General features: G+C 71.3%; 26 protein-coding genes. 14 read left to right on the top strand and 12 right to left on the bottom strand.

What is annotated here, in order from left to right:
* Positions 1-18 precede the first annotated feature (18 nt).
* Positions 19-3102 (top strand): FAD-binding and (Fe-S)-binding domain-containing protein, encoded by a 3084-nt coding sequence (locus tag P9K36_RS20705; protein WP_278305903.1) that lies wholly within the window; start codon positions 19-21, stop codon positions 3100-3102.
* A gap of 8 nt (positions 3103-3110) precedes the next feature.
* Positions 3111-4001, top strand: coding sequence for a ketopantoate reductase family protein (locus P9K36_RS20700; RefSeq protein WP_278305902.1), 891 nt, complete (start codon positions 3111-3113; stop codon positions 3999-4001).
* 67 nt (positions 4002-4068) lie between these two features.
* On the opposite strand, the gene P9K36_RS20695 is transcribed toward P9K36_RS20700, so the two are convergent.
* The 4 genes from P9K36_RS20695 to P9K36_RS20680 all read right to left on the bottom strand — a co-directional run bounded on the left by P9K36_RS20695 (position 4069) and on the right by P9K36_RS20680 (position 8563).
* Entirely contained in the window at positions 4069-4383 is a 315-nt protein-coding gene (locus tag P9K36_RS20695; protein WP_278305901.1) for a plasmid stabilization protein, read from the bottom strand.
* A 17-nt stretch (positions 4384-4400) separates the two neighbouring features.
* Positions 4401-6020, bottom strand: coding sequence for a hybrid sensor histidine kinase/response regulator (locus P9K36_RS20690; RefSeq protein ID WP_043381097.1), 1620 nt, complete (start codon positions 6018-6020; stop codon positions 4401-4403).
* Positions 6021-6151: 131 nt separating this feature from the next.
* Positions 6152-8125: an AI-2E family transporter gene (locus P9K36_RS20685; RefSeq protein ID WP_053609062.1), complete on the bottom strand. Its 1974-nt coding sequence runs from the start codon at positions 8123-8125 to the stop codon at positions 6152-6154.
* Between the two features lie 57 nt (positions 8126-8182).
* Positions 8183-8563, bottom strand: coding sequence for a response regulator (locus P9K36_RS20680; RefSeq protein WP_043355299.1), 381 nt, complete (start codon positions 8561-8563; stop codon positions 8183-8185).
* Between the two features lie 195 nt (positions 8564-8758).
* Between P9K36_RS20680 and P9K36_RS20675 the strand changes: the two genes are divergently transcribed.
* Both P9K36_RS20675 and P9K36_RS20670 read left to right on the top strand, forming a co-directional pair.
* Positions 8759-9394, top strand: coding sequence for a glutathione S-transferase family protein (locus P9K36_RS20675; protein WP_182592866.1), 636 nt, complete (start codon positions 8759-8761; stop codon positions 9392-9394).
* A gap of 145 nt (positions 9395-9539) precedes the next feature.
* A complete protein-coding gene (locus tag P9K36_RS20670) occupies positions 9540-10781 on the top strand; it encodes an MFS transporter (protein ID WP_053609064.1) in 1242 nt (413 codons plus the stop codon).
* Positions 10782-10787: 6 nt separating this feature from the next.
* Here the strand turns inward: P9K36_RS20670 and P9K36_RS20665 are convergent, their stop codons facing one another.
* Both P9K36_RS20665 and P9K36_RS20660 read right to left on the bottom strand, forming a co-directional pair.
* Entirely contained in the window at positions 10788-12029 is a 1242-nt protein-coding gene (locus P9K36_RS20665; RefSeq protein ID WP_179697072.1) for an FAD-dependent oxidoreductase, read from the bottom strand.
* On the bottom strand, positions 12026-12973 hold the full coding sequence (locus P9K36_RS20660) for a LysR family transcriptional regulator (RefSeq protein WP_043349301.1): 948 nt from the start codon (positions 12971-12973) through the stop codon (positions 12026-12028). Before P9K36_RS20660 ends, P9K36_RS20665 begins: the two co-directional genes overlap by 4 nt.
* A 182-nt stretch (positions 12974-13155) precedes the next feature.
* Here P9K36_RS20660 and P9K36_RS20655 point away from each other — a divergent pair, with 182 nt between their 5' ends.
* Genes P9K36_RS20655 through P9K36_RS20640 form a run of 4 tightly spaced genes read left to right on the top strand, consistent with a single transcriptional unit; the run spans position 13156 to position 16585 of the window.
* Positions 13156-14211, top strand: coding sequence for a class 1 fructose-bisphosphatase (locus tag P9K36_RS20655; RefSeq protein WP_179697071.1), 1056 nt, complete (start codon positions 13156-13158; stop codon positions 14209-14211).
* Positions 14212-14236: 25 nt separating this feature from the next.
* On the top strand, positions 14237-15097 hold the full coding sequence (locus tag P9K36_RS20650) for a phosphoribulokinase (RefSeq protein WP_043349274.1): 861 nt from the start codon (positions 14237-14239) through the stop codon (positions 15095-15097).
* Between the two features lie 19 nt (positions 15098-15116).
* On the top strand, positions 15117-15803 hold the full coding sequence (rpe, locus tag P9K36_RS20645; RefSeq protein WP_043349271.1) for a ribulose-phosphate 3-epimerase: 687 nt from the start codon (positions 15117-15119) through the stop codon (positions 15801-15803).
* Positions 15797-16585 carry an HAD-IA family hydrolase gene (locus P9K36_RS20640; RefSeq protein ID WP_043758890.1) on the top strand — a complete coding sequence of 263 codons (789 nt, stop codon included), beginning with the start codon at positions 15797-15799 and terminating at the stop codon, positions 16583-16585. Before rpe ends, P9K36_RS20640 begins: the two co-directional genes overlap by 7 nt.
* Here P9K36_RS20640 and P9K36_RS20635 read toward each other — a convergent pair.
* Together P9K36_RS20635 and P9K36_RS20630 are read right to left on the bottom strand one after the other, a co-directional pair.
* Positions 16546-17520 carry an MBL fold metallo-hydrolase gene (locus P9K36_RS20635; RefSeq protein WP_278305899.1) on the bottom strand — a complete coding sequence of 325 codons (975 nt, stop codon included), beginning with the start codon at positions 17518-17520 and terminating at the stop codon, positions 16546-16548. The two genes, P9K36_RS20640 and P9K36_RS20635, sit on opposite strands and share 40 nt — an antisense overlap.
* A gap of 104 nt (positions 17521-17624) precedes the next feature.
* Positions 17625-18665: an SDR family oxidoreductase gene (locus P9K36_RS20630; RefSeq protein WP_278305898.1), complete on the bottom strand. Its 1041-nt coding sequence runs from the start codon at positions 18663-18665 to the stop codon at positions 17625-17627.
* 229 nt (positions 18666-18894) lie between these two features.
* On the opposite strand from P9K36_RS20630, the gene P9K36_RS20625 reads away from it, so the two are divergent.
* A complete protein-coding gene (locus P9K36_RS20625) occupies positions 18895-19641 on the top strand; it encodes a YebC/PmpR family DNA-binding transcriptional regulator (protein WP_043349263.1) in 747 nt (248 codons plus the stop codon).
* 24 nt (positions 19642-19665) lie between these two features.
* On the opposite strand, the gene P9K36_RS20620 is transcribed toward P9K36_RS20625, so the two are convergent.
* Entirely contained in the window at positions 19666-20652 is a 987-nt protein-coding gene (locus P9K36_RS20620; RefSeq protein WP_278305897.1) for a hypothetical protein, read from the bottom strand.
* 180 nt (positions 20653-20832) lie between these two features.
* On the opposite strand from P9K36_RS20620, the gene ada reads away from it, so the two are divergent.
* Positions 20833-21897: a bifunctional DNA-binding transcriptional regulator/O6-methylguanine-DNA methyltransferase Ada gene (ada, locus tag P9K36_RS20615; protein WP_278307312.1), complete on the top strand. Its 1065-nt coding sequence runs from the start codon at positions 20833-20835 to the stop codon at positions 21895-21897.
* Between the two features lie 33 nt (positions 21898-21930).
* On the opposite strand, the gene P9K36_RS20610 is transcribed toward ada, so the two are convergent.
* Positions 21931-23241, bottom strand: a complete 1311-nt coding sequence (locus tag P9K36_RS20610) for a DUF5666 domain-containing protein (RefSeq protein WP_278305896.1) — start codon at positions 23239-23241, stop codon at positions 21931-21933.
* 11 nt (positions 23242-23252) lie between these two features.
* Entirely contained in the window at positions 23253-24098 is an 846-nt protein-coding gene (locus tag P9K36_RS20605) for a DUF6502 family protein (protein ID WP_043349250.1), read from the bottom strand.
* A 152-nt stretch (positions 24099-24250) separates the two neighbouring features.
* Here P9K36_RS20605 and P9K36_RS20600 point away from each other — a divergent pair, with 152 nt between their 5' ends.
* The 4 genes from P9K36_RS20600 to P9K36_RS20585 all read left to right on the top strand — a co-directional run bounded on the left by P9K36_RS20600 (position 24251) and on the right by P9K36_RS20585 (position 26039).
* Positions 24251-24580, top strand: coding sequence for a hypothetical protein (locus P9K36_RS20600; protein WP_043758875.1), 330 nt, complete (start codon positions 24251-24253; stop codon positions 24578-24580).
* On the top strand, positions 24577-24705 hold the full coding sequence (locus P9K36_RS20595) for a hypothetical protein (RefSeq protein ID WP_257787384.1): 129 nt from the start codon (positions 24577-24579) through the stop codon (positions 24703-24705). The genes P9K36_RS20600 and P9K36_RS20595 overlap by 4 nt, the downstream gene beginning before the upstream one ends.
* 36 nt (positions 24706-24741) lie before the next feature.
* Positions 24742-25482 carry an outer membrane beta-barrel protein gene (locus P9K36_RS20590; RefSeq protein WP_278305895.1) on the top strand — a complete coding sequence of 247 codons (741 nt, stop codon included), beginning with the start codon at positions 24742-24744 and terminating at the stop codon, positions 25480-25482.
* A 179-nt stretch (positions 25483-25661) separates the two neighbouring features.
* Positions 25662-26039 carry a hypothetical protein gene (locus tag P9K36_RS20585; RefSeq protein ID WP_278305894.1) on the top strand — a complete coding sequence of 126 codons (378 nt, stop codon included), beginning with the start codon at positions 25662-25664 and terminating at the stop codon, positions 26037-26039.
* A 31-nt stretch (positions 26040-26070) separates the two neighbouring features.
* Here the strand turns inward: P9K36_RS20585 and grpE are convergent, their stop codons facing one another.
* Entirely contained in the window at positions 26071-26685 is a 615-nt protein-coding gene (grpE, locus tag P9K36_RS20580) for a nucleotide exchange factor GrpE (RefSeq protein ID WP_043381244.1), read from the bottom strand.
* Positions 26686-26707 lie beyond the last annotated feature (22 nt).

Here is a 26707-nt window from a genome sequence, read left to right as displayed (position 1 = left end):
CGGGTGTAGAAGGCGCGGATGATCCCGGTCCTGACCCGCCACACTGAGGCCGTGCCGCTCTATGTTGCCGCCTGCGCCGAGTTGCGCCTGCGCGGCTTCGAGGGCGATCTGACGCTGTCGGACGCCGACCGCACGGTCTTCTCCACCGACAACTCGATCTACCAAGTGGCGCCGGGGGCCGTGGCCTTTCCCCGCAGCCGCGACGATCTCGTGCGCATCGCCAAGCTCCTCGAGGATCCGCGCTTTTCCGAGATCGTGATCCGGCCCCGGGGCGGGGCGACCGGTACCAACGGCCAGTCGCTGGGCCACGGCCTCGTGGTCGACACCTCGCGGCATATGAACCGCATCCTGGAGATCGACGTCGCGAACCGCTTCGTCCGGGTCGAGCCGGGGGTTGTGAAGGACCAGCTCAACCGGGAGCTCGCCAAGCACGGCCTGTTCTTCGCCCCGGAACTCTCCACCTCGAACCGCGCCACGATCGGCGGCATGATCTCCACCGATGCCTGCGGGCAGGGCTCGTGCCTCTACGGCAAGACCCGGGACCACGTCCTGGCGCTGACCTGCGTGCTCACCGACGGCACGGTCTGGACCGCCGAGCCCCTCGACGCGGAAGGCCTCGAAGCCGCCAAGGGGCGCAACGACCGGGTCGGGGCGATCCACCGCACCATCGATGCCGTCGTCACCGCGAATGCGGCACTCATCGCGGAGCGCTTTCCCAAGCTCAACCGCTGCCTCACCGGCTACGACCTCGCCCATCTGCGCGATCCGGCGGGGCGGTTCGACCTCAAGAGCGTGATCTGCGGCTCCGAAGGAACCCTGGCGCTGATCGCCGAGGCGCGGCTCAACGTGCTGCCGATCCCGAAGGCCGCGGTGCTGGTCGCGCTGTCCTACGTCGATTTCGATGCGGCGCTCCGCGACGCGCAGGCGCTGCTGCCCTTCGGTGCCGCCTCGGTGGAGACCATCGACTCCACGGTGCTGGCGCTCGCCCGCAAGGATCCGATCTGGGCCGAGGTGCGGGCCTTCTTTCCCGACGATCCGGCCGGACGGCCGGTGGACGGTATCAATCTCCTGGAATTCGTCGGCGACGACGCGGCCTCCGTGGAGGCCGCCCTGGCGCGGCTCACCGGCCTGCTGGAGGCCGAGCGCGGCACCGACACGAAGCGCCTCGGCTTCACCATCGCCCGGGGCGACGCCATCGAGCGGCTCTGGACCATGCGCAAGAAGGCGGTGGGCCTCCTCGGCGCCGCCCAGGGCGATGCCCGCCCGATCCCCTTCGTGGAGGATACGGCCGTCCCGCCGGAACGGCTCGCCGATTTCATCGCGGAGTTCCGGGCGCTCCTCGACGGCAAGGGGCTGCGCTACGGCATGTTCGGCCACGTCGATGCCGGCGTGCTGCATGTCCGGCCGGCCATCGACCTGAAGGATCCGGACCAGAACGGCCTGATCCGCGAGGTCACGGAAGGCGTGGTCGCGCTCACCGCCAAGTATGGCGGCCTGCTCTGGGGCGAGCACGGCAAGGGCTTCCGGTCGGAGTTCGTGCCCGCGACCTTCGGGCCGCTGATGCCGGCGCTGGAGGCGGTCAAGCGCGCCTTCGATCCGGGCGACCGGATGAACCCGGGCAAGATCGCCTCGGCCAAGGGGGAGGGGCTGACCCGGATCGACGGCGTGCCGCGCCGGGGCGAGCAGGACCGCACCATCCCGGCAACGGTCCGGCGGGGGTTCGACGAGGCGCTCCATTGCAACGGCAACGGCGCCTGCTTCTCGTTCGATGCCGACGAGGCCATGTGCCCGTCCTGGAAGGCGACGCGGGAACGTCGGCATTCGCCCAAGGGTCGCGCCTCGCTGATGCGCGAGTGGCTGCGCCGTGCGGCGGAGGCGGGGATCGACCCGGCCGCCGAGCTGGCGCGGCAGCGCGCCGGGTGGCTGCACGACGTGGCGGCGACCTTGCGGAGCGGTATCCGCCGCCGGTCGGAGGCCGACGATTTCTCCCACGCCGTCAAGGAGGCGATGGATGGCTGCCTCGCCTGCAAATCCTGCACGGGGTCCTGCCCGATCAAGGTCGATGTGCCGACCTTCCGGGCCAAGTTCCTGGCGCTCTATCACACGCGCTACGCCCGGCCGCTGAAGGATCACCTCGTGGCGGCGTTGGAGCCGCTGCTGCCGCTGGCAGCCCGGATGCCGCGCCTGAGCAACGTCGTCCTGACCAATCCGGTGGCCCGGCTGCTTCTGGCCCGGGCCGGGCTGGTGGCGATCCCGGCCCTGTCGCCCGTCGCTCTCACGGAGCGGCTGGCGGATCTCGGGGTCGCCGTCGCGACGCCGGACGCCCTGGCCCGGCTGGATGCGCAGGAGCGGGCGCGGGCCGTGCTGGTGGTGCAGGACGCCTTCACCACTCATTTCGACGCGGACGTCGTGGCCGATAGCTGCGCACTCCTCATCGCCCTCGGCTTCCGGCCCTGGCTCGTGCCCTACCGGCCGAACGGCAAGCCGCTGCACGTGCACGGCTTCCTGGCGCGGTTTGCCGCCGTCGCCCGGTCCAATGCCGCGATGCTGCGCGATCTCGCCAGGCACGGCGTGCCCCTGGTCGGGATCGATCCGTCGATGACGCTGACCTACCGGTCCGAATACGCGCAGGCGCTGGGCGACGATCTCCCGAAGGTCCATCTCCTCCAGGAATGGCTGGCCGCCCGGCTCGACCGGATCGCGCCGGGCCAAGGCGGCCGCACGATGCGGCTGCTGCCCCATTGCACCGAGCGCACCAACGCTCCGGGCGCGGTGCGGGACTGGCAGGCCGTGTTCGCCCATCTCGGCCTGCGGCTCGAAGTGCCGGCCGCCGGCTGCTGCGGCATGGCGGGGACCTACGGGCACGAGGCGCGCCAGCGCGCCACCTCCGAGGCGATCTACGGCCTGAGCTGGGCCCGCCACGTGGCCGAGGCGCCCGGCTGCACCCTGCTGGCGGACGGATATTCCTGCCGGTCCCAGGCCAAGCTGGTCGACGGCGTGCGGCTGCGACACCCCGCCCAGGCGCTCCTCGAGCATGTCCGTGCGGATGCCGGCGGCGCTGCGGCCTTCCATCCCGCCCGCGCCGCGGCTGCGGCGCCATGAGATCTGCCATGAACGTCGCTGTCGTCGGGGCCGGCGCTGTCGGCTGCTATTACGGGTTTCTCCTGGCGCAGGCCGGCCACGCGGTGACGCTGATCGGACGCCCCGCCCTGGTCGAGGCCGTGGGGGCGGCCGGGCTGGTGCTGGAGAGCGCGGCCGGGACGGCCTCGGTCCCCGTGCGGGCGACCGAGGCCGGCGACGGCGTGTCCGGCGCCGACCTCGTGCTGGTCTGCGTGAAGTCCGGCGATTCCGAAGCGGCGGGTGCGATGATCGCAGGCCATCTCGATCCTGCCGCGACGATCCTCAGCCTCCAGAACGGCGTCGACAACGCGGAGCGGCTCGCCGCCGTGCTGGACCGGCCGGTCGTGCCGGTGGCGGTCTACGTCGCCACCGCGATGGCCGGCCCCGGCCATGTCCGGCACAACGGGCGCGGCGACCTGATCCTCGGCGCCTCGAAGACGAGCGACCGCATCGCCGCCGCTTTCACGGCAGCCGGCATCCCCACGACGGTCTCGGCGCGCGCGGTCGACGCGCTCTGGGCGAAACTGATCACGAACTGCGCCTACAACGCCCTCTCGGCCCTGACGCAGCGTCCCTACGGTCGCCTGCTCCAGGGCGAGGGCGTCGTCGCGGCGATCACGGATGTCGTTCGGGAATGCGTCGCCGTCGCCGAAGCCGACGGGGTGTCGGTGCCCCCCGACATCCTCGACACCGTGCTGGATCTCGGTGTCACCATGGCCGGGCAGCGTTCGTCCACCGCCCAGGACCTCGCCCGCGGCCGGGCCAGCGAGATCGACCACCTCAACGGCTTCGTCGTGCGGAAGGGCGCGGCGCTCGGCATTCCGACACCGGCGAACCGGTTGCTGCACACGCTGGTGAAGCTCGCCGAGCAGAAGGACTGACATCGCTCTCCGGCGCCCGGACCGTCACCCCGAGCGCAGCGACGCGGCCCGGTGCGCTCGGGACCCGCTACGCCCGTGCGGCGGCGTTGGCCTTGCGGGTCGCGGCGGCCTTCCTGGCGGAGGCGGAGCGTTCCGCGGCCGTCCGCCCGGCCGAGGCCTTGCCGCCGGATTCGCCGCCCTTGTGGGCGGCCGGATGTCCGGTGGCCTTGCCGCGGCCCGAGCCGCCCGGCTTCTTGCCGCCGCCGTCGTCCTTGTTGACGGTGGCCCAGGCCCGGGCCTCCGCCTCGTTCTCCGGCACCCCGCGGGCCTCGTAGGACTCGGCGATGTGCTCGGCCTTGCGCTTCTGCTTGTCGGTGTACTTCGATTTGTCGCCCTGGGACATGGGCCGTCTCCCGAAGCTCAGCCCACGCCGGTCGGACCGTCGAGGATGGCGCGCACGCGGCGGACCAGCTCCGTGCGCCGGTAGGGCTTGTTCAGGAGATCAAACTCCGAGCCGCCGATATCGGTTCGCTCCAGGCTCGCCTCGGCGTAACCCGTGGCGAGCAGCACCTTGAGCTTTGGCTGGCGGCGGCGGGCTTCGCGGGCCAGCAGCACGCCGTTCATGCCGCCGGGCATGATCAGGTCGGTGAAGAGCAGATCGATGCGCTCGCTCGAATCCAGGATCTCCAGGGCCTCGCGGGCATTGCTCGCCACCAGCGTCGTGTAGCCGAAGTCCCGCAGGATGGTGCGGGCGAGTTCGGCCACGTCCTCGCGGTCGTCGACGATGAGGATCGTCTCGGAGCCCTGCCGATCAACGGACCGCAGCGAAACCTTGGCAGGGGCATTGACGTCGCCGTCGGTTGCGGGGAACGACAGGCGCACCGTCGTGCCCGCACCCACCGCCGACTCGATCTGCGCCGCACCGCCCGACTGCTTGGCGAAGCCGTAGACCATCGACAGGCCGAGCCCCGTCCCCTTGCCCTCCTCCTTGGTGGTGAAGAACGGGTCCATCACCCGGGCGAGCACGGCCGGCGGGATGCCGGTACCCGTGTCCTTGATGGCGATGCTGACATAGCGCCCGTCGCGCAGCGGACCGAGCTCCCGGCCGCGGGCGGCGACCTCGCTGTTCTCCGTGGAGATCCGAACGGTGCCGCCCTCCGGCATCGCGTCGCGGGCGTTGATCAGGACGTTCAGGATCGCGACCTCGGCCTGGGTCGGATCGACCCGGCAGTTCCAGAGATCCTCCGCAAGATCGAGTTCGACCTTCACGGCCTCGCCGACGGAGCGGGCGACCATCTCGCCCATCCCCTCGATCAGGGTGTTGAGATTGACGGCGCGCCCGTCCAGCCGCTGCTTGCGGGCGAAGGCCAGCAATTGCTGCGTCAGCGTCGTCGCGCGCTCCGCAGCCTGGCGGATGTTCTCGGTGGCGCGGCCGAGCCGGGCGCGGTCGGCGTCGGGCTTCTCCAGCCCGGCCGCCAGGATGTCGACGTAGCCGACGATCACCTGGAGGAGGTTGTTGAAGTCGTGCGCGATGCCGCCCGTGAGCTGGCCCAGCGCCTCCATCTTCTGAGCCTGACCCAGCGCCTCCTCGGCGTCGCGGCGACGCGAGACGTCGAGCTGAGAACCGAAATAGTACACGAGCTCGCCGTCGGCATTGTAGACCGGCGAGACGAACAGGGCATTCCAGAAGGTCGAGCCGTTCTTGCGGTAGTTCAGGATCTCGGTGGCGAACTCGCGCTTCTCGGCGATCGCGGCCCGGACCTGCGCGACGCTCTCGCGGTCGGTTTCGGGGCCCTGAAGGAAGCGGCAGTTGCGCCCGATCAGCTCTTCCGGCGTGTAGCCCGTCATCGCCAGGAACGCCCGATTGGCGAAGATGATCGGGTTGTCGGGCTGGCGCGGATCGGTGACGATCATCGGCATGCGCGTCGTCTCGACCGCCGCGAAGAAGATATCGCTGCGGCGGTCGGTCAGGTCACTCGGCGCGCTGTCCCTGATCGGAGGGCTCGGCCCGGAGGGCGGTGTTTCTGGGGTCTCAGACATGCGCGGTGATGTTCAGCCTCCGGGACGTAAAAGCATTTTGCGCGCGCCCGATCACGAAAAGCGGACGGAACACTAGCGGTCGAGAGCGCGATGTCGACGGCCCGTCCTCAGAGGTGGTGTCGCACGGCGCGTCATGCCACTGCCGGCTGCGCCGAACCGGAGCGGGCAGTCACGGGTGCCGGGACGAGCCGGGTGGGTGCGGATTCCTGGCAGGCGCCGAGCACAGCCGAGAGCGCCTCGTTCAGCGATGTCACGAGGAAGTCTGCCGAGGTCGCCCGGCGCAGCCGTTCCAGGGTCGCCGGATCGCGCTCGCGCCAGAAGCCCACGAGGATGCGCACGCCCGGCACCGCCGCACGGGCCTGCCGGACGGTGAAGCGGATCTGCGAGAGGCTCACCGGCTCGAGATACGAGAAGCAAATCAGCGCGAGCCCTTCCGGATTGTCGGGACGCTCGCCGGCGCGGATCGCGGCCATCGAGAGAATCTGCGAGGCCAGCCCGTGGCGGGCGAGGATCTGGCTCAGCATCAGCGTCGCCGCCTCGTCGAACGGGCCGCGGCTCGACACGCACAGGACCGGCGTCTCGCTGCGCCAGTTGGGGGCGAGATCCTCGCGCTCGAGGACGATGCCGGCCACTTGCCGGTCGGGCCCGATGGCGGCCAGCGCCGCCGCAGTCTCGGTATCGGGCCCGCGCCCGGAGCCTCGACGGCTTCGCCGGGTCATCGGAGCGGTCCCGAGGCGGTCGACGACCGTGCGGATCGCCGCCCCGACCTCCGCCTGCCGCTCGCGGTCCAGGGTGCCGCGCGAGAGATCCTCCTGCGCGAGCAGCAGGCCGGCGAGGGCGACCTCGTCGTAGTAGGTGACGAGGGCGCGCTCCTTGAGGAACTGCCAGCCCTGGTCGATCGCCTCGACCGGATCGCCGGCCAGCATGCGCTGGTAGAAGATCTCGGGCGGCGACAAGGCTGGCTGATCGCCCAGCAGGACGTCGAGGTACCAGAGGCGCTCCACGTGCCGGCCGAGGACCACGAGGCACACGGTGAGCGGCGTGGCCAGGACGAGGCCGATCGGCCCCCACAGGAACGTCCAGATCGTCGCCGCGAGGATGACGGCGACCGGCGAGAGGCCGGTGGAGTGGCCGTAGAGGAGCGGCTCGACCACGTGGCCACAGATCGGCTCCACCACCAGGAACAGGACCGCGGTGGCGATCACCATGCCCCAGCCGGGATCGACGGCGGCGGCGAGGATCAGCGGCAGAAGGGCGCTGATCGCCGCGCCGATATAGGGCACGAACCGCAGGATCGCCGCGAGGACACCGAACAGGGTCGGGCTCGGGACGCCGATCATCCAGAGTCCGAAGCCGATGACGAGGCCGAAGGCGATGTTGAGGGCGAGCTGGGCCAGGAAGAAGCGGCTGAGCCGGCTCGTGGCATCGTCGATCGCCGCCGTGGTGCGGCGCAGGTCGCCCGAGCCGCCGGCGAGCCGGATAGCCCGGTTTCGCAGATCCTCCCGCTGGAGCAGGATGAAGATCGTGAAGATCAGGATCAGGCCCGTCGTGGCCAGCGGGTGCAGGATCGGGCCCGCGAAGGTCTGAAGCGTGTCGACCACGCTGGCGCGGGCGGGCGTGAGTTCCACGGTGAGGGGATGCGTGCGCGATCCCGGCTCGCCGCGGACTTCCGCGGCCGGGGGCGGCTGCAGGGTGGCGCTGAGGTCCTGCACCATGTCGACGATCCGCGACAGGGTGCCGGTCCCGGCCGTCGCCCCGCGCAGATCCTTGATCTTGGTGCGCATCACCTGCGTGTAGCGCGGCAGGTCCGAGGCGAGCTGGGACGCCTCGCTGGCGATCAGGCTGCCGATCCCGAACAGGGCGCCGAAGACGATCACCACCACGAGGAGGACCGCCGGCGCACGCGGCACGCGCAGCCGCCGCAGGACCCGGACGGCCGGCACCAGCACGAAGCTGAGGAGGATCGCCAGCGTCACCGGAACGAGGATCTCGCGCCCGAGATACAGGGCCGCCAGCGTGGCGACCACGAGGAGGATCGAGGCCAAGGCCACGAAGACCGGCAGGCCCTGCCGCAGGCGCTGGGCAGTGACGGGATCCTCGCTCACGGACACGCTCCACTCACATCAGGTCTCGGGATCGCAATTCGCGCGTCCGCGGTCGGGTCAGCTCGCCGGGGCGGTCTCGCCCAGGGCGGTGCTGATCTGGCTGAGAAGCTTCGAGAAATCGACCGGCTTCGGGTGGTAGTCGTCGCAGCCGGCCTGGATCGCCTTGTCGCGGTCGCCCGACATGGCGTGGGCGGTGAGCGCGATGATCGGGATCGCCCGCGTGTCGGTGCCCGACTTCAGCGTCCGGGCGACCGACCAGCCGTCCAGGACCGGCAGGTTCATGTCGAGCAGGATCACGTCGGGCTGACCCGAGCGGGCTTGTCGGACCCCGGCCTCGCCGTCATGCGCGAGGATCACCTCGTACCCGCGCCGCTTGAGGCGGCGGGACAGGAAGTCCCAGATCTCTTCGTGGTCCTCGACCAGCAGAATCTTCGCCATCAGAACTCATACCCCCGGCTCGCGTCGTGCCGGACGGCAGCTCAACGCGCGGCATCGCACAATCGCCCAACGTTCCTGCCCCGATTCCGGTCCCTGGAGAAGGGCCGCTTCGGTGCGAGGTTGACCCGTCCTCCGGCCGGTATGAGCGTGTGCTTCGGCGAATCGACAATCCTCTGAGGGGGCGGAGCCACCAATATGCCTGACATCGAGTTCTTTCATTCGCCCAATACCCGCTCGTCAGGGGTGCGCGTCCTGCTCGAGGAACTCGGTGTCCCGTACCGGCTGCACGTGCTCAACATGCGCGCCGGCGAGCACCTCGAAGGGGCCTACCGTGCCGTCAATCCGATGGCGAAGGTGCCGGCGATCCGCCACGGCGAGGCCGTGGTGACCGAGCAGGCGGCCATCTACCTCTACCTCGCCGACCTGTTCCCCGAGGCCGGGCTCGCCCCGGCGCCCACCGAGCCCGACCGGGCCGCCTATCTGCGCTGGATGGTGTTCTACGGCTCCTGCTTCGAGCCCGCGGTGATCGACCGGCACCTGAAGCGGGAGCCGGGCCCACGCGCCATGTCGGCCTATGCCGATTACGACAGCGTGATCGCCCGGGTGAAGGAGGCGCTGACTCCGGGGCCGTACCTGCTCGGCGAGCGCTTCAGCGCCGCCGACATCCTGTGGGGCGGCGCCCTCGGCTGGACGACGGGCTTCGGCCTCGTGGAGCCCGCGCCCGTCCTGACGGCCTATGTCGAGCGCATCCGGTCCCGTCCGGCCGCCCGGATGGTCGCGGCGGAGGATGCGCAGCTCGCGGAGGCGCATCAGGCGGCCGCCTCGGCCTGAGCGCCGCCGGGCTCGGGCGGCAGCGATCCCCCGCACCGGATCCGGCGTTCGACGCGCACGGATCTGTCGCGCAACGGGGTTCCGCTCCGGCGGGGGAGATGCGATGTCGCGAGCCTGGTTTGGCCCGCGTCGCGCAGCGTCCCTCATGACCGACAGCACAGAGCCGGCTCTCGTCCCCGCTGCGACGCTGCCGAAGTCGCCGCCGACGTCGATCCCGCGTCTCATCGTCGTCCTGGCCTGTGCGGGGTTCGGCAGCACCTTCGCGCTCCGCTCGGTCGAGCCTCTCGTCGGCGTGCTCGCCCGGGATCTCGCGAGCGACGCCCACACGGTGGCGCTCCTCTCCACCGCCTTCGCGCTGCCTTACGCCTTCATCCAGCCGGTGCTCGGCCCGATCGGCGACGCGCTCGGCAAGGAGCGGGTGATGAGCACCTGCCTCGCGGTGCTCGCCGTCGCCCTGACCCTGTGCAGCATCGCCCCCGATATCGGCAGCCTGTTCGGCCTGCGCATGCTGGCGGGGGCGGCGGCGGGGGGCTGCATTCCGCTGTCCCTGGCGCTGCTGGGTGACCGGGTGCCGATGGAGGGCCGTCAGGTGGCGATCGGCCGGTTCCTGGTGGCGGTGATCCTCGGCCAGCTTTCCGGCTCGACCTTCGCGGGCCTGATCGAGGCGGCGATCGGCTGGCGCGGTGTCTTCGCGGTCACCGCGGCGGTGGCGGCCATCGCCTGCGCGGCGACCGTGTTCGGGTTCGACCGGACCGGCCGGCCCGCCGCGCGCCGTCCGGCTTTCGGCGAGGCGGTGACCCGCTACCGGACGATCCTGCGCAATCCCCGGGCGCGGGTGCTGTTCTCGGCGGTGTTCATCGAGGCCATCGCGATCTTCGGCGTGTTCCCGCACCTCGCCCCGCTGATCGAGGCCCGCGGGGAGGGGGGACCGCGCGAGGCCGGCCTCGTGCTGGCGGGGTTCGCGGTCGGCGGCCTGCTCTACTCGGCCCTGGTCGGGCTGCTGGTGCGGCTGCTCGGCCTGCCGCGCATGCTCATCGGCGGCGGCCTGATCTGTAGTGCGTCCCTCACCGTCGTCGGGCTCGCCGGCACGTGGCAGGTCGATTGCGCCGCGCTCACCGCGATGGGGCTCGGCTTCTACATGCTGCACAACACCTACCAGACGCAGGTCACCGAGGTGGCGCCCAAGGCCCGCGCCTCCGCGGTGGCGCTCCATGCTTTCTCATTCTTCTGCGGGCAGGCGCTCGGCGTCGCGGTGATCGGGCAGGCGCTGCTCCGGTTCGGCCAGCTCGGCGCGCTCCTGGGATGCGCCGTCACGATCCTGGCGCTCGGGATCGGCACCGCCATCGCCCTGCGGCAGAAGCCGGCCCCGGTGGCGTTCCCGGGCTGAGCACCCTCAGGGCCGCTGCAGCGCCAGCGCCTTGAGGTCGAAGCCCGGATCCGCCGCCTGATCCGGGCTCAGCGGCGTTCCGGCCGTGAGCAGCCGCCGGGCGATCATGTGGTCGCCCGCCCGGTCGACGGATTCGACGGCGCTCAGGCGTCCGTCGCGGAATCGGAAGACCGAGAAGGCGGAGCCGGAGCCGCGGACCACGCTGGCATCCGTGGGGCCCGCCAATCCGGCGATCTGCAGCTTGTGCCGGCCCTGGTCGCTCCAGAACCAGGGCAGCGCGCCGTAGGCCGCCGGCTTGCCGGTGAGCCGCGCCGCCAGGCAGCGCCCCTGGTCGATGGCGTTCTGCACGGACTCGATCCGCACGGTGCCGTCCGGCGTGAGCCCGTGAGCGAAGGGACTGGGAAACCGGGCGCAATCGCCGATCGCCGAGATGGCCGGATCGGGTGTCGACAGGAACGCGTCGACCCGCACCCCATCCTCGGCCGGCAGGCCCGCTTCCAAGGCGAGCTCCCGGTTCGGCAGCACCCCGATGCCGACCAGGACGAGGTCGGCGGGCAGTTCCCGGCCGTCCGCGAGGGCCACGCCGACGGCACGGCCGTCCCGCCCGAGGATCGCCGTTACGCCGGCCCCGAAGGCGAAGCGTACGCCCATCGCCTCCTGAGCCGCGCGGAAGAACGCGCCCATCTCGGCCGAGACCGCCCGGGCCATGGGCCGCTCGGCCGCCTCGATCACCGTCACCGAGAGGCCGCGCCCGGCCGCGACGGCGGCGAATTCGAGCCCGATGAAGCCCGCGCCCACCACGACGATCGCCCGGGCCGCCTCGATCTGCGCCCGGAGCGCGTCGGCATCCGCGAGGCCGCGCAGCTGGCGCACGCCGTCGAGCTCCGCTCCGGGTACGGGCAGGGGCCGGTTGCGGGCGCCGGTGGCGATCACGAGGTGGGCGTAGGGCAGGTGCCCGCCGTCCGACAGCTGCAGAAGACGTGCCGCCCGGTCGATCGCGACGGCGCGGAGCCCCGGCCGGTGCGCGATGGCGTGCTCGGCGAAGAAGCCGGGGGGGCGCAGGAACAGGCCTTCCTGGTCTGTCTTGCCGGCGAGGTAGGCCTTCGACAGGGGCGGACGCTGGTAGGGAAGGGCGGCCTCGTCGCCCACCAGGGTGATCGGATCCCTGAACCCACCCTCGCGCAGGGAGGCGGCGAGTTGGAAGCCGGCCTGGCCGGCGCCCGCGACGACGATTCCGACTGGACTCACGCCTTGGCTCCCGCCGGCACGAGACCGCTCTGCGCAACGCCCGGCAGGCTGCGCGCACCCTCCGACATCAGATAGGACCAGACCGCGGAAGCGGCCGGACCCAGCACCTTGTCGGCGCGCCGGACCGCGTACCAGTCGCGCCGGATCGGCAGTCCCTTGACGTTCAGGAGGACGAGGCGGCCGCTCTCCAGCTCGGCCGCCACCGAGTGCACCGAGAGCAGCGCGATCCCGAGCCCGGCCATCACCGCCTGCTTGATGGTCTCGTTCGAGCCGGTGTCGATGTCCAGCGGCGCCCGCTTGACCAGGACGCCGCTCATGAACTCCTCGAAGACCATGCGCGTGCCCGAGCCCTCCTCGCGCAGGAAGAACGGCTGGTCGGCGAGATCCTCGCGGTTCAGGCCGGTCTTGCCCGCGAGGGGATGGCTTGGCGGGGCGATCAGCACGATCGGATGCGGTCCGAAGGTCGCCGCCTCGATCGGGAAGTCCCGGGGCGGGCGGCCCATCAGGGCGAAGTCGATCTCGTAACCGCGCAAAGCCTCCACGGTCTGGCCGCGGTTGCGCACCGACAGGCTGATCTCGACCCCGGGATGCTTCTTGACGAAGCCCGCGATCACCTGCGGGGCGAAGTACTTGGCGGTGGAGACGACGCCCAGCGCCACGCGCCCGCCCTCGGCGCCCCGCAGGGTGCGCAGGCGGTCGGTGCAGGTCTCCAGCACGGTGTTGATGCTGTCGATCGCCCAGAGCATCTCGCGGCCGGCATCGGTCGGCTTGAGGCCGCCCGGCGTCCGGTCGAACAGCAGCAGCCCGGCCTCCTCCTCCAGCTGGCGGATGCGCGCGTAGAGGGCGGCCGAGGTGACGTTCAGCTCCTGCGCCGCCCGGGTCATGGTGCCGAGTCGGGCCACGGCAGCGACCGCCTGAAGCTGCTTGAGGGAGAGATTGCGCATGGCGGACATCTCGTTTTTTTCGTCCTATGACACAAGATCGCACAGAAATCTTGAAGGCCGCGCCGCGGGTTCCTGTCGATCCGGAGACACAGACCGCTATCTTGGCGGCCAAGCGGCCGCTACAGAGCCGGCGCGGAAGGCGCGATCCCGACGGACGGGATCCGAGCAGGAGGAGTAGGCCGATGGCAATTTCAGCGGCGATCGGGACGCCCCTCGAGACCTGTCTTGCGCAGGCCGTGGACGCCAATCCGGCGCTGAAGGACACCGCCGCGGTGATCGCGGCCGTGGCGCGCTCGGCGGTGGAGATCAGCGAGCGGATCGGGCGCGGTGCGCTCGGCGGCGACCTCGCGGCGGCCGGCGAGCACAACAGCGACGGCGACGTCCAGAAGGCCCTCGACGTCATCGCGCACGAGAGCGTGACCGCGGCCCTGCGCGGTGCCCCGGTCGCTGAGGTCGCCTCCGAGGAGGCCGAGGAGGTGATGCGGCTGAACCCGGACGCGCCGCTCGCCGTCGCCATCGACCCCCTCGACGGCTCGTCCAACATCGGCGTGAACATGGCCGTGGGCCTGATCTTCGGCATCCGGCCGTCGATCAAGGATCCGGCGAATCCGCTCGCCTCGTTCACGACCCCCGGCTCGACGCAGATCGCCGCGGGCTTCGTGACCTACGGCCCGGCCACCGCGCTGATCCTGACGCTGGGGGAAGGCACCCAGTCCTACGTGCTCGACCGCGCCGAGGGTACGTTCAAGCTGACGAACCCGGCCATGTCGGTGCCGGCCTCCACCAAGGAATTCGCCATCAACGCCTCGAACGCCCGGCACTGGGATGCCCCGGTGAAGGCCTATATCGAGGATTGCCAGCGCGGCACCGAGGGCCCGCGGGACAAGGACTACAACATGCGCTGGCTCGCCTCCCTGGTGGCCGACATCCAGCGCGTCCTGACCCGCGGCGGCGTGTTCCTCTACCCGGGCGACGCCCGGAAGAACTACGCCCGCGGCCGCCTGCGGCTGCTCTACGAGGTCGCCCCCGTGGCGATGCTGGTCGAGCAGGCCGGCGGCACGGCCACCGACGGCCAGACGCGAATCCTCGACCTCGTGGCCACCGGCATCCACGAGCGGGCGCCCCTGGTCTGCGGCTCCACCGAGGAGGTGGCCTGCGTCGCGACCTATTACGCGGGCGGCAAGCCCGATGCCGGCCGCTCGCCGCTGTTCGGGCAGCGCGGTCTGATGCGGTCGTGAGGCACAGCACGAAGTCCGGACGGTAATGTCGGCGCGGCACCCCATCATCTCGGTGACCGGCTCCTCCGGGGCCGGGACCACCTCGGTGCGCAACACCTTCGAGCAGATCTTCCGCCGCGAGGACGTGCGGGCGGTCTTCATCGAGGGCGACGGCTTCCATGCGTTCGACCGCGACACGATGCGGGCGATGATGGCGAACGAACCGACGCTGTCCCACTTCGCGCCGCGCGCCAACCTCCTGCCCGAGCTGGAGGCGGTCTTCCGCAGCTACGCCGAATCCGGGACCGGCCGCACCCGCCACTACGCCCACGATGCCCACGACGCGCAGGCCTTCGGCATTCCGGAGGGCAGCTTCTCGGACTGGGAGTCGTTCCCGCCGGATTCGGACCTGCTGTTCTACGAGGGCCTGCACGGCTGCGTGGCGGATCAGGATGTCGACATCGCCCGCTACGCCGACCTGAAGATCGGCGTCGTGCCGGTGATCAACCTCGAATGGATCCAGAAGCTGCACCGGGACCGCTCGTTCCGCGGCTACTCCACCGAGGCGGTGACCGACGTGATCCTGCGGCGCATGCCCGATTACGTGCAGACCATCTGCCCGCAATTCTCCTTCACCGACATCAACTTCCAGCGGGTGCCCACGGTCGACACCTCGAACCCGTTCATCGCCCGCTGGATCCCCACCGCCGACGAATCGATGGTGGTCATCCGCTTCAAGGACCCGAAGGGGATCGACTTCTCGTATCTCGTCTCCATGATCCACGACAGTTTCATGAGCCGGGCCAATTCCATCGTGATTCCCGGCGGGAAGCTGGATCTGGCCATGCAGCTGATCCTGACGCCGATGATCATGCAGCTCGTCGAGCGCCGTCGCAGGCTGGCCTGAACAATCCCGAAAGCCTCCCATGCTCCCACCCGTCATCGCCCCCTCGATCCTGTCCGCCGACTTCTCGAAGCTCGCCGAGGAGACCCGCGCCGTGGACGCGGCCGGCGCCGACTGGATTCATCTCGACGTCATGGACGGGCACTTCGTGCCCAACATCACCTTCGGGCCGCCGGTGGTGAAGGCGCTGCGCCCGCACACGCAGAAGTACTTCGACGTCCACCTGATGATCGCGCCCGCCGACCCGTACCTCGCGGCCTTCGCGCAGGCCGGGGCCGACGGCATCACCGTCCATGCCGAGGCCGGGCCGCACATCCACCGCTCGCTCCAGACCATCCGCGACCTCGGCAAGCGCGCCGGCGTGGCGATCAATCCGGGCACGCCGGCCGCCCTGGTCGAGCCGGTGCTCGACCTCGTGGACCTCGTGCTGGTGATGACGGTCAATCCCGGCTTCGGCGGCCAGAGCTTCATCAAGAGCACGATGGAGTCGGTGGCGCGGGTGCGCGCCATGGTGGCGGGCCGGGACATCCGCATCCAGGTCGACGGCGGGATCGACCCCGAGACCGTCAAGGCGGCGAGCCGCGCCGGGGCCGACACGTTCGTCGCCGGCAACGCGGTCTTCGGCGGCGGTCCGGGCGCCTATGCCGAGCGCATCGCGGCGATCCGCGCGGGCGCGGAGGGCGCCTCCGGTCGCGACCTGTCGTGCTGAGGGCGCTGATCTTCGACGTCGACGGGACCCTCGCCGAGACGGAGGATCTGCACCGGCAGGCGTTCAACCGCGCCTTCGCGGAACTCGGCCTGCCCTGGCGCTGGGACGAGGCGCTCTATGCCGACCTGCTGACCGTGATGGGGGGCAAGGAGCGGCTCGCCCATTACATCGACACCCGCCACGCAGCCGAAGCCGAGGCGCTCCACGCGCTGGCCCCCGAGATCCACGCCCGCAAGACGCGCGCCTACGGCGAACTGGTGGCGGAGAGCGGCCTGCCGCTGCGTCCCGGGATCGCCCGGCTGATTGCCGAGGCCCGGGCGGCGGGCCTGCGGCTCGCCGTGGCCACCACCACGAGCCGGCCGAATGTCGACCGGCTCCTGGCCGCCAACTTCCCGCCGGACGCGGCACCCTTCGACGTGATCGCGGCCGGCGACGAGGCGAACCGCAAGAAGCCCGCCCCCGACGTATTCCTCCTGGCGCTCGCCGGCCTGGACATCCCGGCCTCCGAGGCGGTGGCCTTCGAGGATTCGGCCGCCGGCATCAGCTCGGCCCGGGCCGCGGGGCTGCCGGTCCTGGCGACACGGAGCCGCTACACCGAGAGCCACCCGCTCGACGGTGCCTTCTCGGCGGTCTCGGATCTCGGTGAGCCGGAACGGCCGCACCGTCACATCGCGGGCGTCGAATGGCCGGGCGGGGTCGTGGACTTGGCGAACCTGATCCGGGTGCACGCGACCCTGGACGATCAGAGCACGCCGTTCCAGGCGATGGGCACCAGCCGGTAGCCCGGCCCGTTCCGCTCCACATGGCCGAGGGACGGGAAGGGGAAGTGGTAGCCGACCACGAGGGCCTTCTCGGACGCGGCCATGTCGTAGAAGCGGTGGCGCGTCGTCTGCGCCTGATCGGCATCGTAATCGTACATCACGTGCCAGTCCGGGTGCTGCAGGAAGAAGGCCGGAATGTTGGTCACGTCGGACTGGATCAGCAGCCGGTCCGCCCCCGAGGCGATCGCGAAGGCCGTGTGGCCGGGCGTGTGGCCGGGCGCGGCGAGGGCGGTGATCCCGGGTACGACCTCCTCGTCCCACGCGAAGGTGCCGATCCGGTTCTTCAGGTCGCCGAGCACCCGGCGGGTGTTGGCGAAGTAGCCTTGCGTCACCGGGTCGGCGGCCTGGGCCATGTGGGCGTCGCTCATCCAGAATGCCCAGTCGGGCGCGGCGGCCCGGATCTCGGCGTTCGGGAAGGCGAGGCTCCCGTCCGCCCTCTTGAGGCCGTTCGTGTGGTCGGGATGGAGATGCGAGAGCAGCACGAGGTCGATCTCCTCGGGTCTGATCCCGGCCGCCGCGAGGTTCGCCGCGAGCCGGCCGACGGGCGCGCCCGGCACCGGACCGTTGCCGGTATCGATCAGGATGAGCTTCGCGCCGGTGTTGATCAGCGTCGGGTTGAATGGCACCGTCACCTGGCCGGGCGGCATGTAGGCCGCCTGCGCGGCGCCGAGTGCCGCGTCCCGGGGAACGTTGCGCACGAAGCGGTCCGGCATCGGGAAGCTGCGCGCCCCGTCGTTGAGGATCGTGACCTCGCAGCTGCCGATGCGGGTCCGGTAGAAGCCCGGCGCCTGCGATCCGCCGAAGGGCGCCGCGGCGCGGGCGCCGCCGCCGAGACCCAGGACGGCCCCTCCGGCGAGCGCACCCCGTACGAGGTCGCGGCGGTTCGTTGCCGGCATCGGATCCTCCCTAAAGCCCGGTGCCGCCTGGGGCGCCACACAGCGCGTTCCGCAAGGTTTGCGCAGCCCCGAGGCTGCGCGATGGGCCTGCCTAAACCGGTATCCTAGCGTCTGCCCAGCCGGCGGCCGGCGCGCGCTTCCGCCCGCCCATGCGCCTCGGTGGCGAACAGCATCGTCCCGGCCACGATGCCGAGCGCCGCCGCGATCCCGAACTTGAGCCAGCGCGGGTCTGCCGCGGCGACGTGGCCGGTCGCCCGGGCATCGAAGCGGCCATGGGCGCCGGGATCGGTGTCCACCGGGTCGTAGAGGTTGTCGGGGCGGTTCGTCTTCGCCTGCACGCTGGTCATCTCCCCGCGATAGCCGTGCCGGGCGAGGTAGCCGTCGATCCAGCCCGGGATCAGCATGTTTCCGATGATCGCCTTCCAGGCCGAAGCCCCGATCCACAATTCCCGCGGCGCGTCGTGCGCCGCCCGGAACACGTGCCGGGCGATCGCCTCCGGCTGGTAGATCGGCGGCACCGGTTCGAGCTTGCGCGGCATCCGCGACCGCGCCCAGTCGAACTGGGGCGTGTTGACCGCCGGGAGCTGGACCATCGTCAGCCGCACCCGACTGCCGTCGTGGAGCAATTCGCTGCGCAGGGAATCCACGAATCCGCGCACGGCGGCCTTGGCGGCACAGTAGCTCGCCTGCAGCGGGATCGACCGATAGGCGAGCGCCGAGCCGATATGCACGATCGTGCCCCGGTCGCGCGGCACCATGTGGCGGAGCGCCGCCAGGGTCCCGTGCACCTGCCCGAGATAGGTGACTTCGGTGGCGCGTCGGAACTCCTCCGGGTCCGTCTCCTGCACGGGCGCGTAGACCGTCGCCATCGCGTTGTTGACCCAGACGTCGATGCCGCCGAACGCCTCGGCCAGCGCGTCGGCGGCCTGGGCGACGGCCTCCGCGTCGGCGACGTCGGCCGCAAACGCCAGCGCCCGGCCGCCCGCCCATTCGACATCGCGGATCGTGCCCCTCAGCCCGGCCTCGCCCCGGGCGATCAGACCGACATTCCAGCCGTGCCGGGCGAATTCATGCGCCACGGCGCGGCCGACGCCGGCGCTCGCGCCCGTGACCATGACCGTGCTGCGTCCGTTGCGGCTCGACATCGGGCTTCCAGCTCAGGGAGAAGTGCAGCGCCAACGCCCGAGGCGGGCATTCTTTCCGCGATCACGGGATTGCGAAGCCTGCGCGCCCGTGTCCCCGTGCGCGGTGCCGAGCGGCGGCGGCCGCGTTGCTTCGTCCGAAGGCGGCGGCCTATATACGGCGCGACCTCACAGCCGCGACGGCGGGGTCCCGGACGCCCGCTCTCGCCAACGAACAAAAGTCTGAACCGTCATGGCAGGCCATTCGCAGTTCAAGAACATCATGCACCGGAAGGGCCGGGTGGACGCAGTCCGCTCGAAGGTGTTCGGCAAGCTCGCCCGCGAGATCACCGTGGCGGCCAAGCTCGGCACGCCCGACCCGGCGATGAACCCGCGCCTGCGCGCCGCGATCCTGGCGGCCCGCGCCGAGAACATGCCCAAGGACAATATCGAGCGCGCCATCAAGAAGGCCGCCGGTGCTGACGGCGAGAACTACGAGGATATCCGCTACGAGGGCTACGGACCGGGCGGCGCCGCCCTGATCGTCGAGGCGCAGACCGACAACCGCAACCGCACCGCCTCGGACGTCCGCTCGGCCTTCACGAAGTCCGGCGGCAGCCTCGCCGAGACCGGCGCCGTCGCCTTCATGTTCGACCGCGTCGGCGTGATCGCCTACCCGGCTTCCGTGGCCGATGCCGACACGATGCTGGAGGCCGCCATCGAGGCCGGCGCCGACGACGTCAGCTCCGGCGAGGACGGCCACGAGGTCGTCTGCGCCCAGGATTCCTACGGCGAGGTCACCAAGGCCCTCGAGGCGCGCTTCGGCGAGCCGAGCCGCACCGGGCTGATCTGGAAGGCGCAGAACACGATCGACGTCGATGACGAGACCGGCGAGAAGCTCATCCGCCTCGTCGAGGTGATCGAGGATCAGGACGACGTCCAGCACGTCTACGTCAACTTCGCCCTGTCGGACGCGCTGGTGGCCAAGCTGCAGGCCTGAGCAGGGCCAAGCCGCGGGCGCCGCTCAGGCGCCTGCGGCTGCCAGTTCCGTTCCGAAGCGGTCCTGCGCGTAGCGCTCCACCGAGAAGGTGTCGTCGGGCAGCTGGACCATGAAGCGCTCGGCCACCTCGGTCAGCACGATGTCGGGCCGGACGCGCTCGATATACGGCCAGTCCAGGGAGGTGCTCCAGATGAAGTGCACCTCGCGGAACGTCTCGGCCAGCATGATCGTCAGCATGTACGGCATGACGTGCGAGAAGGAATCGCCGAACAGCGCCAGCCGGCGCGGATCGGTGGCCTTGGCGTTCCCGTAGATCACGTGCGCGCCGACATGCAGCGTGTGCAGCAGACCGGCCTTCTCCCGGGCTTCGACGATCGGGCTGCCATAGATCCGGACCGCGTCCTGCTGCATCAGGACGGTGCGTGAGCGCGCCCGCCGGGGCGGGTCGAAGGCGCTGCCCAGATCGCCGTCGTGGTCGGTCTCGAAGGACGGCCGCTCCCGCAGATCCGGCCGGGGCTCGGCGCCCAAAGCCCGGCAGATCTCCGCGTAGGCGAGATAGCAGCCGTCGGCGGACCAGTGGGTGTCGGTCCGGCAGTAGAGATCGGCCGTATCGCGCTGCGCCCGCATCGGCGTCACCAGATCGATGCAGGTCTGGCGCCAGCGCGTCCGTCGGCGCCAGGCCGCATAGAGGCCGAAGGGCCCGCGGAAGCGACCCGGCGGGGGCTCGTTGTGCAGGAGCCGATAGGCCGGCGAGGCGCTCGGCCGGATGGTCAGCCCGTCGAGCCGGTGATCGTAGATCATCAGCTTCTCCGGGGCGACGACGTGGCGGTACAGGATTCCCTGGGCGCGCAGGCGCCGCTCCCGCATCGTCACGAGGCTGCGCCACTGCCAGATCAGCTCCGTGGTCTCCTCCGGCCGCTCGTACTGGCCCAGCACGTCGTTGCGCCCGGTCTTCAGGAACAGCCATCCATCCTGGCCGACATGGATGTGGTCGGGCGTGCTCGGAGCCATGGCGCACTCGTGAAATGGCTCCCCGCTCGAACGGCCGCCCGGGACAGCGGATTCGGCAGCAAGGAGCGGGATGCCGGCACGGCGGCGGACGGACAGAGTGCTGCCCGCGTCCTCCACCGCCCGGCAGGCCCCCTCATGCCCCTCCCCAACGCCCACGCCAAGCCGCATAGTGCCGCCGCCATGAACCACGGTCCAAGGTCAGACCTCAGCGACGCCGAGCGCTGGACGGCCCTCGCCGCCCGCGACGCGCGGGCCGACGGCACCTTCGTGTACGCGGTCCGCACCACGGGTGTGTATTGCCGCCCGAGCTGTGCCGCGCGGGCAGCGCGGCCCGAGAATGTCAGCTTCCATCGGACCTGCGCGGAGGCCGAGGCTGCCGGTTTCCGCCCGTGCCGGCGCTGCCGCCCCGACGAGCCCGGCCTCGCCGCGCGCCGGGCCGAGGCGGTCGTCCGCGCCTGCCGCCTGATCGAGTCGGCCGAGACGATGCCGTCGCTCGCCGAACTCGCCCGTACCGCCGGCCTGAGCGCCTACCACTTCCACCGGGTGTTCAAGGCTGCCACCGGCGTGACGCCCAAGGCCTATGCCGCCGCCCACCGCGCCGCCGTGGTGGCCCGGCGGCTGCCCGGCGCCGCCTCGGTGACGGAGACGCTGTACGAAGCCGGCTACGGTGCGGCGAGCCGCTTCTATGCGGGGGGCGCGCCACGCCTCGGCATGGCGCCGGCGGCCTATCGGACGGGGGGCGCCGGTCTGCGCATCCGGTTCGGCATCGGCGCCTGCACGCTCGGCGCGATCCTCGTCGCCGCCACGGAGGCGGGCGTCTGCGCCATCCTCCTCGGCGACGCGCCCGAGCCGCTCCTGCACGATCTTCAGAGCCGCTTTCCCGCCGCGGAGATCGAGGGCGGCGACCCGGCCTTCGAGAGCTGGATGGCGCAGGTCATCGGTCTCGTGGAGGCGCCGGGCAGCGGCCTCGACCTGCCGCTCGACATCCGCGGCACGGCCTTCCAGCAGCGGGTCTGGGCAGCGCTGCGGAAGATCCCGGTCGGATCCACGGCGACCTACGCGGAGATCGCCCAGGCGATCGGCCTGCCGACGGCGATGCGCGCGGTCGCGCGGGCCTGCGGGGCGAATCCGGTGGCGGTCGCCATCCCCTGCCACCGGGTCGTGCGCTCGGACGGCGCCCTGTCAGGCTATCGCTGGGGCGTCGCGCGCAAGCGCGCGCTGCTCGACCGGGAGGCGGAGGGCTGAAGCCCGGCATCGCGCGCGAAGACGATGGTCGGCCTAGCGCCGGCCGCCCCCCGGGCCGCCGAACCCGCCGCCAAAGCCGCCTCCACCGGGGCCCGGACCCCCGGGAGGGCCGCCGAATCCTCCGGGACCGCCGGGGAACGCCCCCGGAGCGGCCGGCGGTGCGCCGCCGAATCCGCCGCGGGGCGCCCCGAATCCGCCGGGACCCTCCGCCCCGGGGACGACCGTGCCCCCCGGCCGGGTGTCGATCGCGGGGCCGCGCGGCTCGCCGATGCCGCCAGAGCCGCCGATGCCGCCCTGCCGGCCGCCGGGCTCGGCTCCGAAGCGACCGGGCAGCTCATCGGGGAGATTGCGCAGGTCGAGCCGGTCGCGTTCCCGCTCGAACCGCGGGGCATCCGGCTGTTGCGGCTCGGGCGCGATGCGGTTCTCGATCCGCAGCCGCTCCACCGTCAGGTCGCCGTCCCGCGCGATGGCTGCGGTCAGCACCGCCTTCACGCTCCCGGCGCGCGGAACGCGCGCGCCCGGGCGCCCCGCAACGGCATAGCCCGCGCCGACATCGAAGCCGCTGCCGGACCGGCCGATATAGGCCTCGATTGAGACCTGCTTCAGCCCCGGCGGGAATGGCAGGCCGACCTGCGCGGCGTTGGTCACGGTGAGGACGCCGTTCGCCGCCGTGCCCGTCACCAGGGCGCGACGGCCCGTCGGGAGTGTGTCGGCCCCCGCGATGCGCAGGCCGCCGATCCCGAGGCCGCCCGCGATCCGCCGCACCGGCCCGGCGACGCGGTCGGGCCCGGAATCCCGCGCCTCGATCAGGCTCGCCACGATCACGCCGTCGGGCCGCCGCAGCCCGCTCACCGCGACCCGCGCCCCCGGCTTCCAGGCGCCGGTGAGACCCGCCGTCGAGACCCGCTGGCCGAGGACCACCAACCGCCCCGGCGCGACCGATTCCACCGGCCCGACCACCTCGCTGGTCACGTCGATCCGCCCCGTGGCGAGCCCGGCGCCCTCCGGCCGGGCCACCACGTGGACCACCTGCCCGATCTTGAGGTCGGCCGACTTCGCCGCCGTGCCGTCGATGCGCACCTCGACGTCCGGCGGATAGGCGATGCGCAGGTCGTTGACGATGATCGAGCCGAAGCGGCGGATCGTGCCGATCACGCCGGTGCCGCCGATCCCGCGGTCGCCCTCGCCGAGGGGTCCGTTGCGGGGCTCGTCGGTTCGCATCATGCCGGTGCCGCCGATGCCCTGGTCGCGCGGCGCCTCCTGCGGCCGGACGGGGCCCGGCAGAAAGGTCGCGGCGCCCGCGAGCAGGCGCAGGACGAACCGGCGGTTGGGCAAGGCGCGCACCGGCCGGCCTCTCACCGCTCGTCCTTGGGTTGCGCTGAGGGCGCCGCTTCCGTGTAGACGTAGAGACCGAAATTCCACCGATGCGTGCCGCCGGGATCGGTCTGGCAGGCGGCGTGCGCTTCCCGGTTGGCCTGCTGCAGCGCCTCCATGGCGATCTCGCGGGCGCGCGCCTCGAGCTTGATCGCGAGGTCCTTGGACAGGCCGTCGTAATGGACCGCCCGCTCCAGGAAGCGCGGCGCGTCGCCGACGATGTTGGCGACGGCGGCCGCGATGTGGTCGTGCAGGTTGCGGCCGAAATAGTAGAGCTGCGGCCCCTCGGCGCCGTCGCCCCGCGGCACGTAGGCCGCCTCGGCGAGAACGATCCGGTCCTGTGGATCCGTGAAGGCGAGGCCCCGGTCGAGCCACTCGTCCAGGACTGCCCGTGGCCGCAGATCGCGGGTCACGCCCGAGACCAGGGTCTCGAAGGAGGGGGCGTTGCCGTCGGCGGTCCGCGGCAGCGGCAGGGGATGACCCTGCGGGTCGGTGAAGGCCGGATCGGCGATCCAACGGGCGATGATCCGGCTGGTGCGCGAGACGACCGCCGGCACGGCACTCACCGGGGCGCCGGCCCCGCGCAGGCGCCGCACCTCCTTGCGGTGGATGCCGGTGAGCAGCGAGACGCGGCTGTCGGTCTGCTCCTTGCCGGTGAGGGCGAAATCGTACTCGGCGACGTTCACGTAGAGCTCGCGCAACAGGTCGGTCAGCGCAGGGAAGGTGATTCCACGGGCCACCAGCAGGCGCACGAGGGGGCGCAGCAGCCGCGCCAGCGGCGCGTGCAGGCTCGCGCCGTCCCGCGGAGTATCGGCAGTTTCAGACATGATCGCATGGTGGCGGTTTGTGCCGTGGGATACAATCCCACTGCGTGCGGCGGCGCACCTCGATCCGCCGATTTCGAATTGACGTGGGATTTTTGCACACGTACATCGACGTCGTGGTCAAATTTCCCACGCCAAAGGAGGAGCACAGGACCATGACCGTTCCGACACGCCGACTGGTCCTGGAGACGCTACCGCCCCTCACCCTGCCTCCGGCCTCCGGGTTCCGCCCGCGGCAGAACGACCCCCTTCCGCGTCTCCGGCGCATCGTCTGCGTCGCCGCCGCGCTCACGCTGCCCGTCCTCGGTGTGGCTGTCGCGGAAACGGTCCACCGCGCCGCTGCACCGAAGGCGCCGCAGGCCGCCGCTCCCGTCATCCCCTCAGGCGGGGCGGCGGCACCTGCCGCTCTCGGCGTGCCCAAACGCGCCCTCCGGACCATGAGGACCGCGATGCAGACGCCCGGATACCGGGAGGACCGGTCATGACCACCCTGTCCAGCCTTCGCACCGCGCATCCGGCGCCGACCTGCGGCGGAGCAGCCATCCTCGATCTCGCACTCTGCCTGATTCTGGCGGTGACCGTCGTCGGCCTGCTCCTCCTGACCCTGTGATCCTGCGGCTCCGCCGCCTTCCACGACGAGATGTCCATGACGCTCAAGATCCACGCAGCCCTTACGGGAGCCGCGGCCTGCTGCTTCGCGTTCGCCGCTCAGGCGGCCGATCTGCCGCGCCGTGCGCCGCCCCCACCGCTGCCGCCGTCGCTGCCGGTCTTCACCTGGACCGGCTTCTACGCCGGCGTGAATGCGGGATACGCCTTCCGCACCGGAAGCAGCAGCTTCACCGATCCGACCTACGGCGCGGTCACGGGCGGCGGCCGGGGCGGCGGCTTCGCCGGTGGCGGCCAGATCGGCTACAATTATCAGTTCACGCCCGGCTCCGGCTTCGTGGTCGGCTTCGAGACCGATCTCCAGGGCACCGCCTTCGCCAAGGCGGATGCAGCCTATCTCGGCACCACGCCGTACTACAGCGTTCGGCCGAGCCTCGACTATTTCGGGACGGTCCGCGGCCGGCTCGGCTACGCCATCGACCGCGTCCTCATCTACGGGACCGGCGGCTTCGCGTATGGCGGCGGCACGCGCTCGACCTATGCGGGATCCTATCCCTACACCCTGCCGGCGACCGATCGGACCGGCTATGCGGCCGGCGGCGGCATCGAATACGCCTTCACCGAGAAGCTTTCCGCCAAGGTGGAGGCCCTCTACCTCCATCTCGGTCGCGGATCGTCCGCTGCTACGTACTACAACGCCAGCGTTCCGGCATATTATGGTGCCGGCAAACAGGAATCTGGTTTCGCCTTGGTCAGGGCCGGCGTGAATTATAGATTCTAACAAATATTCGCTGCCGGAGATCTTGACGCTTCCCGTGGGCTGGGACGCCATACGCGACGTTCGGCTTCGCGAATCCGTCGGCCGCGCGAACGAGGTCATGGCCGGTGCAGGGCGGCGATTCCGAATGTCGCGCGGGCGTTGCCGTGCGGGATCGAGGGTCTTCTCCGACAGGATCGGCCGTGAGCATCCCCAAACCGACCACCCTCACGACAGCTTTGCTCGCCTTCGGGCTCGCGGCCTGCGCCGTAACGGTACGGGCCCAGGAGATCATCCCGCCCGGACCCACCGGGCGCGGTGCCATCCTGATCTACGGAAACTTCTGCGGGCCGGGTAACCGGGGTCCCGGATTCCGGCCGATCGACGCGCTGGACCTTGCCTGCGCGCGTCACGACATCTGCTCGGCCGATCCGATGTCGGGCACGCTTACGAGCTGCGCGTGCAATCGGCGCCTCACGGTCGAGGCCGGTGCGGTCGCCCGGGATCCGCGCGCGCCCGCTCACACCCGGGAGGCGGCGCGATTCATCTCGGATTTCTCCGCGGCGCTGCCCTGCCAATAGGCCGCGCCGCGGGGACGAGCGGCAGTGTCAGTCAGGCGGCGTCCGCCGGGCTGGCCGCCGCCTTCGGGCCGCCCTTGGCGACGCCCACCAGGGCCGGGCGCAGGACGCGATCACCGATGACGTAGCCCGCCTGCACGACCTGCACGACGGTACCGGCCGGAACCTCCGCGTTCGGCACCTCGAACATGGCCTGATGGCGGTTCGGGTCGAACTTCTGGCCCTGGGGCTCGACGATCTTCACGCCGTGGCGCTCAAGGGTCTTGGCGAGGTCGCGCTCGGTGAGTTCGATCCCGTCGATCAGACCCTTCAGGGCGCCGTCGGCCGTGGACTTCGCATCGTCCGGCACGCTGTCGAGGGCGCGGCGGATGTTGTCGGCGACGTTGAGAACGTCCCGGGCGAAGTTGGTCACCGCGTAGGCGCGCGCGTCGGCGACTTCGCGCTCCGTCCGGCGGCGCAGGTTCTCCATCTCGGCGAGGGTGCGCAGCGTCCGGTCCTTGAGCTCGTCGCGCTCGGCGGTCAGCAGAGCCAGGGCCTCCGCGACGGGATCGACGGAGGCCGACTCGCCGCCCTGACCCGCGGGCGCGGAATCCTGGGCCGCGCCGGCACCGGCTTCGACCGTGGTCTGGCGCTGGTCATCCTGAGGCATGTCGTTGCTCGTCATCACGTTT

This window comes from Methylobacterium sp. 391_Methyba4, from assembly GCF_029691625.1.
Taxonomy (GTDB): Bacteria; Pseudomonadota; Alphaproteobacteria; order Rhizobiales; family Beijerinckiaceae; genus Methylobacterium; species Methylobacterium fujisawaense.
Note: the sequence above shows the minus strand (reverse complement) of the source record. Positions and strands in the feature narration are given on the sequence as shown.

Coding starts and splice junctions, on each gene's coding strand:
- P9K36_RS20590 (WP_278305895.1), top strand. CDS start 24,742: ATGACGCTCAAGATCCACGCAGCCCTTACGGGAGCCGCGGCCTGCTGC.
- P9K36_RS20705 (WP_278305903.1), top strand. CDS start 19: ATGATCCCGGTCCTGACCCGCCACACTGAGGCCGTGCCGCTCTATGTT.
- P9K36_RS20690 (WP_043381097.1), bottom strand. CDS start 6,020: ATGTCTGAGACCCCAGAAACACCGCCCTCCGGGCCGAGCCCTCCGATC.
- P9K36_RS20700 (WP_278305902.1), top strand. CDS start 3,111: ATGAACGTCGCTGTCGTCGGGGCCGGCGCTGTCGGCTGCTATTACGGG.
- P9K36_RS20670 (WP_053609064.1), top strand. CDS start 9,540: ATGACCGACAGCACAGAGCCGGCTCTCGTCCCCGCTGCGACGCTGCCG.
- P9K36_RS20660 (WP_043349301.1), bottom strand. CDS start 12,973: ATGCGCAATCTCTCCCTCAAGCAGCTTCAGGCGGTCGCTGCCGTGGCC.
- P9K36_RS20625 (WP_043349263.1), top strand. CDS start 18,895: ATGGCAGGCCATTCGCAGTTCAAGAACATCATGCACCGGAAGGGCCGG.
- ada (WP_278307312.1), top strand. CDS start 20,833: ATGAACCACGGTCCAAGGTCAGACCTCAGCGACGCCGAGCGCTGGACG.
- rpe (WP_043349271.1), top strand. CDS start 15,117: ATGCTCCCACCCGTCATCGCCCCCTCGATCCTGTCCGCCGACTTCTCG.
- P9K36_RS20600 (WP_043758875.1), top strand. CDS start 24,251: ATGACCGTTCCGACACGCCGACTGGTCCTGGAGACGCTACCGCCCCTC.
- P9K36_RS20675 (WP_182592866.1), top strand. CDS start 8,759: ATGCCTGACATCGAGTTCTTTCATTCGCCCAATACCCGCTCGTCAGGG.
- P9K36_RS20630 (WP_278305898.1), bottom strand. CDS start 18,665: ATGTCGAGCCGCAACGGACGCAGCACGGTCATGGTCACGGGCGCGAGC.
- P9K36_RS20605 (WP_043349250.1), bottom strand. CDS start 24,098: ATGTCTGAAACTGCCGATACTCCGCGGGACGGCGCGAGCCTGCACGCG.
- P9K36_RS20650 (WP_043349274.1), top strand. CDS start 14,237: ATGTCGGCGCGGCACCCCATCATCTCGGTGACCGGCTCCTCCGGGGCC.
- P9K36_RS20695 (WP_278305901.1), bottom strand. CDS start 4,383: ATGTCCCAGGGCGACAAATCGAAGTACACCGACAAGCAGAAGCGCAAG.
- P9K36_RS20655 (WP_179697071.1), top strand. CDS start 13,156: ATGGCAATTTCAGCGGCGATCGGGACGCCCCTCGAGACCTGTCTTGCG.
- P9K36_RS20620 (WP_278305897.1), bottom strand. CDS start 20,652: ATGGCTCCGAGCACGCCCGACCACATCCATGTCGGCCAGGATGGATGG.
- P9K36_RS20680 (WP_043355299.1), bottom strand. CDS start 8,563: ATGGCGAAGATTCTGCTGGTCGAGGACCACGAAGAGATCTGGGACTTC.
- P9K36_RS20595 (WP_257787384.1), top strand. CDS start 24,577: ATGACCACCCTGTCCAGCCTTCGCACCGCGCATCCGGCGCCGACCTGC.
- grpE (WP_043381244.1), bottom strand. CDS start 26,685: ATGCCTCAGGATGACCAGCGCCAGACCACGGTCGAAGCCGGTGCCGGC.
- P9K36_RS20635 (WP_278305899.1), bottom strand. CDS start 17,520: ATGCCGGCAACGAACCGCCGCGACCTCGTACGGGGTGCGCTCGCCGGA.